We start from the raw sequence: 13,130 nt of genomic DNA, 5'->3' as shown, positions 1-13,130 counted from the left end.
GAGCACGGCGCCGCACGGCGGTAAGAATGACGGAGGAGTCGGCATGACCAAACCCCTACAGCGTCCATTGAGAATTTTGGCATCATACTGCATGGACGACGCCAGGGTCTCTGAGCGATACGCCAACACGTTGCACTCCTTAGCGCAGCGGGCCGGGCAGGCACTGGCCTACGCCGGACCGGACATTCAGGTGCTGTTCGTCAATGCGAGCAGGCCCGGAGGACTAGCGTCAGAGCTGCTTGATCGAGTGGACGGCGTCGTCATTCTCGGTGGCGCGGACGTCGATCCCACGTTCTACACACAAGATCCGGCTGTCCAGAAACAGGCGGACACGCATGCGGTGAACCCCGAAGCTGATGTCTTCGAGATCGAGCTGGCTCGAAACGCAGTCGGACGGGACGTTCCGCTGCTTGGCATTTGCCGCGGCATGCAGGTGATTAATGTGGCGCTTGGGGGAACACTTGTTTCTGATATCGGCCCTGGAACCATGCACAACGTACGACCAAGCGCTGATGAGATGACAGAGCACGAGGTCCAGATCCTGGAGGGCACTAGGCTCTCCCACATTTATGGCGTAACCCGCGTCAGTGTCCGTTCAGCGCATCATCAGGCCGTCGCGCGACTACCTGAAACCCTTACGCCGGCGGCTTGGGCCAGCGACGGCCTGATTGAAGGATATGAGTCCTCCGGTTCTGGGTGGCTCGTAGGGATTCAGTGGCATCCGGAAGATTCTGGCGCTAACGACAACCATCTTCGAGCCCTTGCACGTGCACTCGTCAGCGCCGTCCGTTCTCACCGACAACTAGAGGACACTGTGAACTCGACACTGCGACCAGCCGTCTAGAAGTCTGATGCTCCAAAAACCGAGCTAAGGACCTGCATTCGGGTTTGTAGATCAAGTAACCGGCAAGTGCCTTCCTGGCGCGCCTGTTATCTGGCGTGCGACCGCAATGCGGTCGTGCATGACCTGACCATTCCCCGCCGAAGTGTCTGAAGTACTACCCAGAGATGGCGTGTCCCGCTTTTCAGTGGAAGCTGGACCAGGGCTCGGCAGGCAAACTCAGTACCTACATTCACCGAGGTCACGAGGACCCGACCCTCACTTGCGAGCTGTGCGCACTGAAGAACTTGTGAGAACGTCGGGCTAGCATGGGGTAGTGATCCTCATCGTTGCAAAGCACCAAATTAAGCCCGAGTACGTCGACCGCTTCCCCGAAATGGTCCGTCCCTTCACCGAAGCGTCCCGTGCCGAGGAGGGGAACCTGTTCTTCCAGTGGTCTCGCAGCCTAGAAGATCCTCATGAATTCGTACTCGTGGAAGCCTTCCGGGACGACGCGGCCGAAGCCCACGTCACCAGCGCGCACTTCGCCGCAGGACTGAAGGCAATGCGACCGGCGCTTGCCGCTACACCAAAGATCATCAGCCGCCAGGTCGATGGTGAGGGCTGGGACGAGATGGGCGAGCTGCAGGTCGGTTAATTCCGCATCCGATCACGCCGCCGACAGCAAATGATCGGTCAAATTCGACCGATGGGTTGAACCGGGTCCCTTGTGTGGCCGCTTGACGCAATGAGCGGCAACACAAGGACACCGAGTCCAGTAACCCATCATGAGACGCATACGGGCATGTCCGTCCGCCTCAGCAAGCACGGATCGACCCGGTCAACCCCGTGACGTGAGCCATGCGGATTCTCCGTTGCTCCGTGCTAGCAGCTGCTTGAGGTGCAGAAGCTGGGATGAGGCAGAATCGTCTACCAGCCTCGCGCCTTCCACTGGGCCAAGTGGGGCCGTTCGGCGCCGAGCGTCGTGCCCGTGCCGTGACCTGGATGAACGATGGTCGTGTCCGGCAGGCGATCAAAGATCCTCTCAGTGACATCGGTCAAGAGGGAGAGGAACCGATCCGGATCATCCTCGGTGTTGCCGACGCCGCCCGGGAAGAGCGAGTCGCCCGTGAACAGGTGCGCAGTACCTTCAGGATCGCGGTACAGCATCGCGATAGAACCGGGTGTATGCCCACGTAAGTGGATCACCTCAAGCTCGATGTCCTCGAAGGAATGCGCTTCTCCGTGACCCAGTGCGATGTCCGTCGGCACGCTGATTGCTTCGATGTCGTCCTCTCCGGCTGCAGTCGGTGCCTTCGTCACCTTTTTCACCTCCCCCAACGCGCGCACATGGTCCCAATGTGAATGCGTGGTGATGATGCCTGAGACGTGGGCCGTAGCGCCCGTGTCCTCCTGCGCATCAGTGAGGAGGGAGAGAATGGCCGGAGCATCGTCGGCGGCATCGATAAGGACTTGAGCGCCGCTGGCCTTGGAGGTGAGCACGTACACGTTGTTGCTCATCTCAGATACCGAGACACTGCGGATAGTGAGTTCGGACAGGTTGTACAAAGTGGGCACTCCTAGTGGTCAATGGTCATCCGGAAGAGCAACTGGCGTGCCCGATTATCAGTGACGCGTTCGTTCATCCTGGAATCCACCACCACTGTTGGCGGCGGACCGGCTCTCTATTCCGTGGGGGAGGGCTCCAAGGCGCGCACTAGTTCGCACAGGGTGTTCAGTACTGGGGTTGCCACGCCGCTCCGGGTTCCAAGGTCGACGACTGCACCGCCGATCGACTCCACCTCGGTCCGCCGGTGCGCTTCCCGGTCCATCAGCATCGACGTCTTGTGGTGCGTGTGATGGGCGAAGGCCTCGGACAAGGTGGTCTCGACCCGCTCCCGGGAGAGGGAGATGTCCTGGGCGGCCGCTACGGCCATCGTTTCGTCCAGGACCGCTGCAGCGAGGCCGCGCGCATGGGGCTCATCTCCGATCTGCCCGACCGTCAGGCCGGTGACGGCGCTGATGGTGTTCAGGGCTGCGTTGAAAGCGACCTTCTCCCAAACGGGGATCCGAATGTCCGAGGCGGCGAACGCATTCAACCCAGCCCGGTCGAGCACAGTCGCAACGGTCTGCGCCACTGCACCCTCAGTCAGCCCACCCAGCAACACCTTGCCTTTGCTCGCGCTGGTGATGGTCCCGGGTTCTGGCATATCCGCGGGAAAGTCCGTCATTCCCAGCAGGGTCCTGTCCTGGGTGAAGTACTCCTGGAGTACTTCGGCGTTTCCGAGCCCGTTCTGGAGGGTGAGTCCGACGCTATCCGGGCCGATGAGATGGGCTACCGATTTGACGGCAGCGCGAGTGTGGAATCCCTTGGTGAAGATGATGATCAGGTCGAAGGCTCCTTCCAGCTCCGAAGCAGGTGCCGCAGTGGCCGGAGTGTGCTGGCGGCCCTGGTCCGTGGTGAGCGTGATGCCCCGCTCGTTGAGCGCGTGCAAGGTCGTGGGATTCGTGTCTACGAAGACGACGTCCTCACCGGCCCACAGGAGGCGGGCCCCGAAAAGCTGGCCCATGGCCCCGGAACCGACGATCGCTGTTTTCATGTGGTGGAGTCCTTGGCGGTAGAGAGTGGCAGAAATCCCGGTCAGCCTAGGATCCTGCGAGTCTGCGCACCAATAGAAATCTTCTTCTCGGCCGATAGGAAACGCATATGGTCCCGCCTGAATCGTGTTCCCCAAGCCCTCGAGCAAAATAGAGGTTCTTTGTTTTGGTGCTCAATGACATCTATTTGCCTGATTCTGCGCCTGAACGTAGCGTGGCTCACATGCTGAGAGGAGCATCATGACCACCCTTATTGAGAATGACACTTCGACGTGGACTACCTGGACGCCCGAGCATCAATTCATCGGAGGCGCCTGGCGTCGGGGGCAATCCGAGAAGACGCTGACGGTTGCCAATCCCTATACCCAGGAAACATTGGGTGAGATCCAGCAGGCCTCGGTTGCCGACTTGGACGACGCCTACCGGGCTGCGGCTGAGGCCCAAGGGTCATGGGCTGCTGCGACCCCGGCGGCCCGCCAGGCCGTGATGCTTCGTGCGGCACAGATCATGGACGCGCGTCGGGAAGAGATCATCGATTGGCTCGTCAAGGAGTCTGGTAGCACCGTCCTTAAGGCCAACATCGAGGCCTCTGCCGCTCGGGCTATCACCATGGAGTCCGCGTCTTTTCCGGCCCGCTCCCATGGTCGCATTCACGAGTCCAACATTCCGGGCAAGGATAACTACGTCTACCGTGGACCGCTGGGCGTCGTCGGCGTCATCAGCCCCTGGAACTTCCCGTTGCATCTCTCGCAGCGCTCGGTTGCCCCAGCCCTGGCACTGGGCAATGCCGTGGTGCTGAAGCCGGCGAGCGATACGGCCGTCACCGGCGGGCTGCTCATCGCCAAGATCTTCGAAGAGGCGGGCCTGCCGGCCGGACTGCTTAACGTGGTGGTCGGTGCCGGCAGTGAGATCGGCGACGCCTTTGTCGAACACGAGGTTCCTTCGCTGATCTCCTTCACCGGGTCCACTCCGGTAGGTCAGAACGTCGGCAAGATCGCCGCCGGCGGCAGACACCTCAAGCATGTTGCCCTCGAGCTTGGCGGCAACAGCCCGTTCGTCGTCCTCGCGGATGCGGACCTGGATCAGGCGGTCCGCGCCGCGGCCATGGGGAAGTTCCTGCACCAGGGGCAGATCTGCATGGCTGTGAACCGCATCATCGTCGAGGATGGCGTCTATGACGAGTTTGTGGCCAAATTCGTGGCCCATGTCCGTACTCTCCCGTGCGGAGATCCGGCGGATCCGGCGACTGTCGTCGGTCCCGTCATTAATCGCTCCCAACTTGACGGACTTCTCGAAAAGGTGGCTCGCGCCCGGCACGAAGGTGCGCGCGTCATGCTGGAGGGGCAGGTGCAGGGACAGGTAGTGCCTCCTCACGTGTTCGCTGATGTGACCGAGGAGATGGAGATCGCCCGTGAGGAGATCTTCGGTCCGTTGGTAGGGATCATCCGAGTGGCCGACGAGGCCGAAGCTCTCCAGGCCGCGAACAACACGCCGTTTGGGCTCTCCAGCGCCGTGTTCACTGGCGACCTCCATCGGGGTATCAGCTTTGCCAAGGGCATTCGAGCCGGCATGACTCATGTCAATGACATCCCGGTCAATGATGAGAGCCACGTGGCCTTCGGTGGGGAGAAGAACTCGGGGCTGGGCCGGTTCAACGGTGACTGGGCCATCGACGAGTTCACCACCGAGCACTGGATCAGCGTTCAGCACACTCCGCGCGAGTATCCCTTCTAATCGGACTCTCGGTACGATCCGGCTGCCGGCCCTCCTCCGCTCTGGCGCAAGGTGGGGCCGGCGGCCAACGCTGTGTTGGCGGCCCAGTCAGGGATTGCCAGTGCCGGCTTCGGCTAGGACGCGCCTGAGGAAGTCGAGGAACCACTCCGCTGGCGTCGACCGGGTTTCCGCGTCTTTCCAGTAGAGTCGAACATCGAAACTGGGGATCTCCACGGGAAGTTCCCGGACGGTGACCGGCCAGAGGCGCTGGAAGATCTGCGCTACCCGCAGCGGGACGATGACGGCCAGGTCGCTGCTCGTCAGGGCGGCCGGCACGCTGGCAAAATGTGGCAGCCTCAACCTGACGTCGCGCCCTACGCCAAGAGTGGCCAGCGCTGCATCGGCCTGGGAGTGCCCCATGGCTCTATCAATGACCACGTGCCTCAAAGCGCCGAACTGCTCAACGGACAGGCGCCCGCCTTCGGGAGCAGCTGGGTTATCCGCGTCCAGTCCTTGCGGGATGACGCAGACATACCGCTCCTGGTCCAGGATCTCCTGGCGAGCGTGCCCGGGGAGCTCCACGCTAGCGATGGCCGCATCGACAGTGCCTAGTTCTAGCCACTCGGCGACATGGTCGATCTGCATCGGCACCACCTCTAACAGCACTTGGGGCGCCTCCACGGCCAGCCGTTCCGTCACCGCTGGCAGGAAGGCGAGTTCGCCGAGGTCTGAAAGGCACAACCTGAACGTGTGATTCGACGTCCGCGCGTCGAATTCGCGTCCCTTCTGGACGACATCCTCGACGTCGTTCGCGACCGCCTTGAACACGGCGAACAGTTCTATGGCTCGTCGCGTCGGTTGCATTCCCTCGGCAGTCCGGACGAATAGCGGATCCGAGAGCTGCTTGCGCAGCTTGGCCAGTGTGTAGCTCACGGACGGTTGCGAGATGGCGAGGGTCTCAGCCGCGCGAGTGAGGCTCCCGGTTTCATAGATGGCGATAAACGTGGGGATCAGGGAAAGCTCAAAGTGGCCCATGGCGGTATCTCGCGACCTTTCCTGCAGCGATGGCGTGGCTCGTACAGCGTTCTTGAGGCGTCGGAAGGCTCGCACTTCAGACAACACCACCATAATAGATTATTTCAATAGACGCAATTGAGGCTATTCATTGGACCTATGTGATTCGGTTCACTAGCGTTGCTTCAGATCAATCTCCGACCCTCAAGGATGGCCATGACCGCGATTCCGATTGACAAGCTCGTCAACGAGTCAAAGATGACGTCGTTCCATTGGCGCGTTGTCCTGCTGTGTTCGCTGCTGATGATCGTGGACGGCTACGACATGGTCTCCTACGGCTCAGTCGTCGCCGTGCTTCGGGAGGACTGGCAACTCACCCTGATCGAGGCGGGGGTGCTGGGCTCTGTCGCATTGGTGGGGATGCTCATCGGTGGGATGGTCATCGCCCCTCTCGCGGACCGCTATGGCCGGCGTCCCATCATCATTGCCTCCCTCGTCGCCTCAGCGGTGGCATCGCTCGGGTGTGCTCTGTCTGTGGGCGTGATTACTCTCGGCATCAGCAGAACGATCGTGGGCATCTCCATCGGCGCTCTAGCTCCCAACTTCATCTCTCTGGTCGGTGAGTACGCGCCCCGGCGATCCAAAGCGTTCCTTGTCTGCCTGGTCGCCGGCCTGTATTCGGCAGGCGGCATCATGGCTGCGCTGTTGGCAATCGTCATGATCCCTGCCTTCGGCTGGCGGAGTGTCTTCCTTTTGGCTACCGCGTTCATCCTGCTGGTTCCAGTGATGCTGAAGCGCCTTCCCGAATCACCGGAGTTTCTGAGCCGGCAGCCCCACCGCCGAGCGGAGTTCGAAAACGTCGTGTCCCGCATCGCCCCGCAGGTAGACTCCTCGACGGTCGTTGCCGTGGAGTCGGTCGGGGCCCCGAAAGCGCCCATCGCTGAGATCTTCCGCCACGGCAACGCCGTCAACACTGTTCTTATCTGGGTGGTTTTCTCCATGACCATGCTGCTTACCTATGGTTTGAATACCTGGCTGCCCACCTTGATGATGTCGGCCGACTACCCCTTGGGCTCGGGGCTGTTCAACTTGGTCATCCTCAACGTGGGAGGCCTAACCGGAGCGATAACCGCTGGTTGGCTCGCCGACCGACTGGGGATCAAGAAGATCATTCTCAGTTACTTTGTCCTGGCGGCTCTGTCTCTGACGGCCCTGGGCTTCAGCCCGAACGCCCTCGTCCTGAACCTGCTGCTCGTCGTGGCCGGCGCAACGACAATCGGAACCATGGCAATCATCCACGCCCTTGCCGTGGAGTATTACCCCTCGCTGGTCCGCTCGACCGGGGTTGGCTGGGCCGCAGGGGTCGGCCGGATCGGTGCCATCAGTGGTCCCGTGCTGGGGGGCGCACTCCTGGGGCTGGCCCTCCCGTTCCAGCAAAATTTCCTGGCCGTTGCCGTACCCGGCGTGATCGCCGCCGTGGCGATCGCCTTTGTGCGCATGTCGCGCAGCGCAGCCGGCCAGAGGCATCTGCAAGACTCGGCGGGCGCCCAAACCCGCGCCGCAGGCGACGCCGTACCCGCTGGTCGAGACTAGCCGCGCGGACCCGCCTCGCCGTGGCACGGACATCCCGAGCCGCCTGGATCACCACGAAAGACCGAGGCATCGAAGAAGTGCATTGACGCCCGGAGATTCGCGGGCGCGAGAGAGAAAGGCATCAACCGCGATGAAGAGTTTTCAGCCGCCTCCTCCGACTTTGGTCGCCGACCTTGGCCGTGAGACAAGTGAAGCTGGGGCTGACTGGCCTCGCCGGATCGCGATTATCGGTGCCGCCGGTACCGTAGGATCGTCCGTGGCCGCCCACATCGCCCTGGCCGGGCTAGGGCGTGAACTGTTTTTGGTGGACGTTCGCGAGAACCTCGTGGCCAGCCATGCCATCGACATCACGGACGCTCAAGTCGTCGCCCATGTCCCAGCGCCCCGGGTCGTCAACGGAGCGCCGGCGGACGGTCCGGTTGATGTCGTCGTGGTGGCCGCCTCCAAGCCAGAGGTGCCCGACGGCGACCGCAATGATTTTCTTGACGCCAATACCGAGCTGCTGGGCCTGTTGCGGCCGCAGATCGAATCCCTCGCCGGACCCGGTGGCCTTGTCCTGCTCCTCTCGAACCCGGTCGACATCCTGGCTGGATGGTTGTCCCGGAACAGCTCACTGCACGCTCACCGGATTCTGGGCTACTCCCTCAACGACTCCGCTCGATTCTGCTTGGCAGTGGCCCGGGTCCTCGGAGTCGACACCGAACGCATCGAGGGCAAGGTCATGGGCGAGCACGGCAACGGCCAGGTCCCCCTCTTTTCCAGTCTCACGCTGGACGGGCAACCTGTGGCCCTCAGCGCTTCCCAGCGGGATGACGTTCTGGCGGATGTCCACGGTTGGTTCCGTCGTTGGTCCGACTTGGAACCGGGCCGCAGTTCCGGTTGGGCCACCGGCGTGGGGGTGCGGTACCTACTGCAGGAACTGCAGGCCGGCCGACCCGTCGTCACCACCGCCAGTACCGAACACCTAGACGATTATCCGGGCTCCTTCATAGCCCTAGAGGTTCGGCGAACCGAGGACCGCATCGACGTCCTCCCGCCGGCCGCTGAACCAACTGAGGCTCTGGAGCTGCTCGCCGCAGCCCGGCGCGTTCAAGCTGAGGTAGACGCCTTGGCGTGATCAGGAAACCCTCTAGACCGCCCCGATTGAAACAACAGAGAGCGAGCCGGTCACGGGCCAAACCGCTCTCTTCGTCTCTCTCTCCCGGTGGCTGGGACATCGGACACAGTGAAGGCTTCACTCTCGAATCGCACTACTGAAGGGAATCAAATCATGGCAGAGAAACAGACGGTCCTGGAAGCATCCGCAGATCTGTTGCGAGCCCACGGGATGACCACGATCTTTGGCAATCCAGGCTCCAACGAGCTGCCTTTTCTAGCAGGACTCGGGCCCGACTTCGACTTCGTCCTGGGTCTGCACGAGCAGGTCGTGGTCGGCATGGCCGAGGGCTACGCCCGCGCCACCGGCCGACCCGTGCTGGTGAACCTGCACGCCGCCTCAGGGACTGGCAACGCCATGGGCGCGTTGACCAACGCTCGGTATGCCCACATACCGCTGGTGTTGTTGGCTGGTCAGCAGGTCCGCCGCACAGTCGGGCAGCAGGCGATGCTGGCCAACGTGGACGCCGGAATGCTGACCTCACCGCTGACCAAGTACGCCCACGAACCGCTGGCCGCCGCCGATGTGCCCCGTACCCTCTCCCAGGCCGTTCTCGAGGCCACCACCCACCCCCAGGGCCCCGTCTACGTCTCGGTCCCACTGGATGACTGGGCGGAGCCAGCCCTGTCCGACGACGCCCTGCTGAGCCATCGCTCTGTGAGCACCGCGGGGGCTTTGCCCGAGCATCTGGCCGAGGAGCTGATCGCAGCTATCGACGGCGCGCAGAATCCTGCTTTGGTACTCGGTCCCCAGATCGACGCGGCAGCCGTGGCAGATCCGGCGGTCCTCGACTCCGTGGTCCGCCTGGCCGAGCACGCCGATGCCGCCGTGTACGTCGCGCCGTCGCCGCCCCGCGGTCCGTTCCCCACCACCCACCCCAACTTCGCCGGCGTCATGGTCCCGGGAATCGATTCCGTGCGCCGCCAACTGTCCGGACACGACGCCGTGTTCGTCCTCGGTGCACCCGTGTTCCGCTACCACCGGTGGGAACCGGGGGACTACCTCGACGCCGGCACGTCGGTGTGGCACGTGACCCAGGACCCCTCTGAGGCTACCCGGGCGCCGTTCGGCCGGGCAGTCATCGCTGACGTCGCCGCCGCTATCACGGTGCTGGCCAATAAGGTGCGGGACCGCGGGTCCCGGCGTCCGAAACGCGAGCTGCCCGCGGCCAGGACCTCCACGGAGGGTATGACCGGTACGGAGATCCTGGAAGTGCTGAACCAGCACGTCCATGACGGGGTCGTCTACGTCAATGAGACCACCACCCTGGACTTGGAGTACCTCGAGCGGATCGCGATCGACCAACCCGGCCGGTATCATTTCCCAGCCTCCGGAGGATTGGGCTTCGGCCTGCCAGCAGCCGTCGGGATCGCTCTGGCCTCCCCGGAGTCCACCGTCGTGGCCACCGTCGGGGACGGATCGGCCAACTACGGGATCACTGCCCTGTACACGGCCGCCCAGCGCGGCACGCGCACCGTGTTCGTGATCGTCAACAACTCCGGATACGGAGCGCTGGCGGGCTTCGCTCGGCGCATGGGCGTGCCCGACGTGCCGGGGCTGACGCTGGGCGAAATCGACTTCGTCGCCCTGGCGCAGGGATACGGGGTGAACGCCAGCCGCACCACCACCCGCGAGGAATTCATGGCCACCTATCGCCAGGCGCTACAGGCAGAAGGCCCCGTCCTCATCGACGCCAGAGTGGTGTGATACACAACTAGAGGAGCGGGGCACAGAAAATACCAGCGCATACTAACTCCTGGCAAGCCGCCTCAACCATGTCTGCCGGCCATGAGGGGCTGAAAGGAGAAGGTGTGTGACGGTCCGGCCGGTTTCGAGAGGAGGCGGGCGTGACTGGCGCGACCGAGGGAACAGAGGCGTTGTTGGATTCTTATTGGAGGTGGCCTCGGCGGTCTCCATTTGGCGCCAATTGAGTTGTCACGCTGTCGCGGCAGTATCCGTGAGTTCTCAACTCATCTACATCCTGAGAAACAGGTGTCAGTCAGGGTGGGTCCCTCAGAGGGCGCGCAGTGGAGTTTTCGAGTGGGGGGCATCGTTCCATTGGGACGCACCGGAACGTTGTCTTCCCATGCTAGTTCATCGCTGAAAACCGTAGCTATGGCAAGACCCCTAGTCAGAAACGGTTTCGGCCATTGGAGTGCCCTGACTCAGGTGCGGTGGTGCTCCCGCATCAGGCCCGGGATCGCGAGATCAACGAGGCCGTGTCCAGCCGGTTCAAACAAGGCCGACCGCCCAGACTGCGTCGAAGCCGGCTGGCTTGCTGACAGGGCTTTCCGGCCGGGGTCCGCCCGCAGTGCGGGCCGCGTGGGGATCGTCGCCATCAACGGGACGGGCCGCGGGCACGATCAAAGCAATGGCGAGGGCTGTAGCCACCTCGATGGCCGCCGTCGCCCAGAAGAGCAGGCCAACCGGGCGAACTGGGCGACGTCCGTGCCCAAGATGGCGGGCAGCTCTCCGAGGAACCGCGGGTTCAGGGCCGGGGTGGAACGCCCCGTGCCGCCCTGAAGGGGCTCGCCCCGTCCATCCGTGGTGCGGGCCAGCATTGCGGGTGCGGACCTCGCCGCGTCAGGACGTGGACCAGGCCGCCAGTTCATTGCCGCCGGGATCGGTGAAATGGAATCGCCGGCCGCCGGGAAACTCGTAGGGGCCCTCGGTGATCTGCCCGCCGGCCGACCGCACGGCCTCCACGGTCGCGTCGAGGTCGTCCGAGTAGATGATGACCAGCGGCATCCCGGATCCGGCGGCCGCGTGGGGGTTCAGGCCGCCGACCTCACCGTCACCCTTGGTCGCCTGGATGCCTGCGTAGTCAGGGCCGTAGTCGTTGAAGGCCCAGCCGAAGGCCTCGCCGTAGAAGGCCTTGGCCGTCTCCAGGTCCGGGGCGGCGAGCTCAACGTAGTCGATGGTGTGGTGGGTGGGTGCCATCGGTCCATCTTAAGGAGGCTGGCGGGCCGGCGTCGATGATCCGGTGCTCTGTCCGTCTCCCGCGTCCGTCCATCCGAGGTTGTCGCGGCCGGGTGTGGCGTGGTCCACAATAGGGCCATGACAACGGTCGACCCTCGCCAGCCCACGCCCTTTGAGCTGCACATCCCCGCGTCCGCCCTCGAGGACCTGAACCGGCGGTTGGCCCACACGCGGCTGCCGGACCCGGCGCCGGGTGACGCGTGGGCCCACGGGACCGACGTCGGCTGGCTGGCCGAGTTGGTCGGCTACTGGCGGGACGGGTTCGACTGGCGGGCCCAGGAGGCCGAGCTGAACTCCTTCCCGCAGTTCCGCAGCGAGGTGCGCGGGATCCCGCTCCATTTCCTTCACGTCCAGGGGCAGGGGCCGGCGCCGATGCCTTTGCTGCTCAGCCACGGATGGCCCGGCTCGGTGTTCGAGTTCCTGGACCTCATCCCGCGGCTGACCGACCCGGCCCGCTTCGGTGGAGACCCGGCCGATGCGTTCACCGTGGTGGCGCCCTCCCTGCCGGGCTACGGGCTCTCCTTCCGGCCGGGGCAGCCTCGGCTCGGAGTGCCGGAGATGGCCGATCTCTTCGCTGAGCTGATGACGGAGGTTCTCGGCTACCGCGCGTTCGCGGCTCAGGGCGGAGACTGGGGTGCACATGTCTCCACCAACCTGGCCGTCCGCCACCCGGAACGCATCACGGGTATCCACCTGAACTTCCTGATCGGGCTGCCCGGCACGGTTCCCGCCGGACATGCCACGGAGGACGAGCGGCGCTACCTGGAGGAGCAGGCGGAATGGCGTCGGCAGGAGGGCGCCTACACGCAGATCCAGGGCACCAAGCCCCAGACTCTCGCGGCTGCCCTGATGGACAGCCCGGCCGGACTGGCGGCGTGGATCAGCGAGAAGTTCCACGCGTGGACAGACCACAGCGGTGACGTGTTCGAGGCGGTGGGCCGGGATCGGATGCTTGCGGACATCGCCCTGTACTGGTTCACCGGAGCCGTCGCCTCCTCGTTCTGGCCGTACCACGCGCAGGTCCAGGGCATCGGGCCCTTCTCCGGCGGTGCCACCGTGGACGTGCCCACCGGCTATGCAGCATTCCCCGCCGAGATCCGGGTGCCGCCGCGCAGCCTGGCCGCCCGGCATTTCACGGACATTCGCCGCTGGACGCAGATGGACCGTGGCGGGCACTTCGCGGCACTCGAGCAGCCCGAGGCCCTGGCGGAGGAGATCACCGCGTTCTTCCGCGACCTCCGGTGACGGTGGTGAGCC

The 13,130-nt window shown here is 63.9% G+C and carries 11 protein-coding genes; 7 read left to right on the top strand and 4 right to left on the bottom strand.

All coding sequences use genetic code 11. The annotated features are described in order from the left end of the window. Positions 1-43 precede the first annotated feature (43 nt). Positions 44-844 carry a gamma-glutamyl-gamma-aminobutyrate hydrolase family protein gene (locus ABD134_RS07755; RefSeq protein WP_344228368.1) on the top strand — a complete coding sequence of 267 codons (801 nt, stop codon included), beginning with the start codon at positions 44-46 and terminating at the stop codon, positions 842-844. A gap of 313 nt (positions 845-1,157) precedes the next feature. Beyond that, positions 1,158-1,478, top strand: a complete 321-nt coding sequence (locus tag ABD134_RS07750; protein WP_344228366.1) for a putative quinol monooxygenase — start codon at positions 1,158-1,160, stop codon at positions 1,476-1,478. 272 nt (positions 1,479-1,750) lie between these two features. Here ABD134_RS07750 and ABD134_RS07745 read toward each other — a convergent pair whose 3' ends face one another. Beyond that, on the bottom strand, positions 1,751-2,341 hold the full coding sequence (locus tag ABD134_RS07745) for an MBL fold metallo-hydrolase (protein ID WP_344230782.1): 591 nt from the start codon (positions 2,339-2,341) through the stop codon (positions 1,751-1,753). A 164-nt stretch (positions 2,342-2,505) separates the two neighbouring features. Beyond that, positions 2,506-3,420, bottom strand: a complete 915-nt coding sequence (locus tag ABD134_RS07740) for a ketopantoate reductase family protein (RefSeq protein ID WP_344228364.1) — start codon at positions 3,418-3,420, stop codon at positions 2,506-2,508. Between the two features lie 238 nt (positions 3,421-3,658). On the opposite strand from ABD134_RS07740, the gene ABD134_RS07735 reads away from it, so the two are divergent. Then, positions 3,659-5,152, top strand: coding sequence for an aldehyde dehydrogenase family protein (locus ABD134_RS07735; protein ID WP_344228362.1), 1,494 nt, complete (start codon positions 3,659-3,661; stop codon positions 5,150-5,152). Between the two features lie 87 nt (positions 5,153-5,239). Here ABD134_RS07735 and ABD134_RS07730 read toward each other — a convergent pair whose 3' ends face one another. After that, positions 5,240-6,166: a LysR family transcriptional regulator gene (locus ABD134_RS07730; RefSeq protein WP_344228360.1), complete on the bottom strand. Its 927-nt coding sequence runs from the start codon at positions 6,164-6,166 to the stop codon at positions 5,240-5,242. Positions 6,167-6,361: 195 nt separating this feature from the next. Between ABD134_RS07730 and ABD134_RS07725 the strand changes: the two genes are divergently transcribed. The 3 genes from ABD134_RS07725 (at position 6,362) to mdlC (ending at position 10,601) form a co-directional block, all read left to right on the top strand. Continuing rightward, entirely contained in the window at positions 6,362-7,738 is a 1,377-nt protein-coding gene (locus ABD134_RS07725; protein WP_344228358.1) for an MFS transporter, read from the top strand. Between the two features lie 130 nt (positions 7,739-7,868). Further along, positions 7,869-8,855 carry a lactate/malate family dehydrogenase gene (locus tag ABD134_RS07720; protein WP_344228356.1) on the top strand — a complete coding sequence of 329 codons (987 nt, stop codon included), beginning with the start codon at positions 7,869-7,871 and terminating at the stop codon, positions 8,853-8,855. Positions 8,856-9,008: 153 nt separating this feature from the next. Continuing rightward, positions 9,009-10,601, top strand: a complete 1,593-nt coding sequence (gene mdlC / locus ABD134_RS07715) for a benzoylformate decarboxylase (RefSeq protein ID WP_344228354.1) — start codon at positions 9,009-9,011, stop codon at positions 10,599-10,601. Between the two features lie 876 nt (positions 10,602-11,477). Here the strand turns inward: mdlC and ABD134_RS07710 are convergent. Further along, positions 11,478-11,834, bottom strand: coding sequence for a VOC family protein (locus tag ABD134_RS07710; RefSeq protein ID WP_344228352.1), 357 nt, complete (start codon positions 11,832-11,834; stop codon positions 11,478-11,480). 117 nt (positions 11,835-11,951) lie between these two features. Between ABD134_RS07710 and ABD134_RS07705 the strand changes: the two genes are divergently transcribed. Next, entirely contained in the window at positions 11,952-13,118 is a 1,167-nt protein-coding gene (locus ABD134_RS07705) for an epoxide hydrolase family protein (RefSeq protein WP_344228350.1), read from the top strand. Positions 13,119-13,130: the final 12 nt, after the last annotated feature.

Source organism: Citricoccus alkalitolerans (genome assembly GCF_039528175.1).
Taxonomy (GTDB): domain Bacteria; phylum Actinomycetota; class Actinomycetes; order Actinomycetales; family Micrococcaceae; genus Citricoccus; species Citricoccus alkalitolerans.
Note: the sequence above shows the minus strand (reverse complement) of the source record. Positions and strands in the feature narration are given on the sequence as shown.

Excerpts from the sequence above, each read along its gene's own strand:
- ABD134_RS07755 (WP_344228368.1), top strand. The coding sequence starts at position 44 with ATGACCAAACCCCTACAGCGTCCATTGAGAATTTTGGCATCATACTGC.
- ABD134_RS07745 (WP_344230782.1), bottom strand. The coding sequence starts at position 2,341 with ATGAGCAACAACGTGTACGTGCTCACCTCCAAGGCCAGCGGCGCTCAA.
- ABD134_RS07740 (WP_344228364.1), bottom strand. The coding sequence starts at position 3,420 with ATGAAAACAGCGATCGTCGGTTCCGGGGCCATGGGCCAGCTTTTCGGG.
- ABD134_RS07735 (WP_344228362.1), top strand. The coding sequence starts at position 3,659 with ATGACCACCCTTATTGAGAATGACACTTCGACGTGGACTACCTGGACG.
- ABD134_RS07730 (WP_344228360.1), bottom strand. The coding sequence starts at position 6,166 with ATGGGCCACTTTGAGCTTTCCCTGATCCCCACGTTTATCGCCATCTAT.
- ABD134_RS07725 (WP_344228358.1), top strand. The coding sequence starts at position 6,362 with ATGACCGCGATTCCGATTGACAAGCTCGTCAACGAGTCAAAGATGACG.
- ABD134_RS07720 (WP_344228356.1), top strand. The coding sequence starts at position 7,869 with ATGAAGAGTTTTCAGCCGCCTCCTCCGACTTTGGTCGCCGACCTTGGC.
- mdlC (WP_344228354.1), top strand. The coding sequence starts at position 9,009 with ATGGCAGAGAAACAGACGGTCCTGGAAGCATCCGCAGATCTGTTGCGA.
- ABD134_RS07710 (WP_344228352.1), bottom strand. The coding sequence starts at position 11,834 with ATGGCACCCACCCACCACACCATCGACTACGTTGAGCTCGCCGCCCCG.
- ABD134_RS07705 (WP_344228350.1), top strand. The coding sequence starts at position 11,952 with ATGACAACGGTCGACCCTCGCCAGCCCACGCCCTTTGAGCTGCACATC.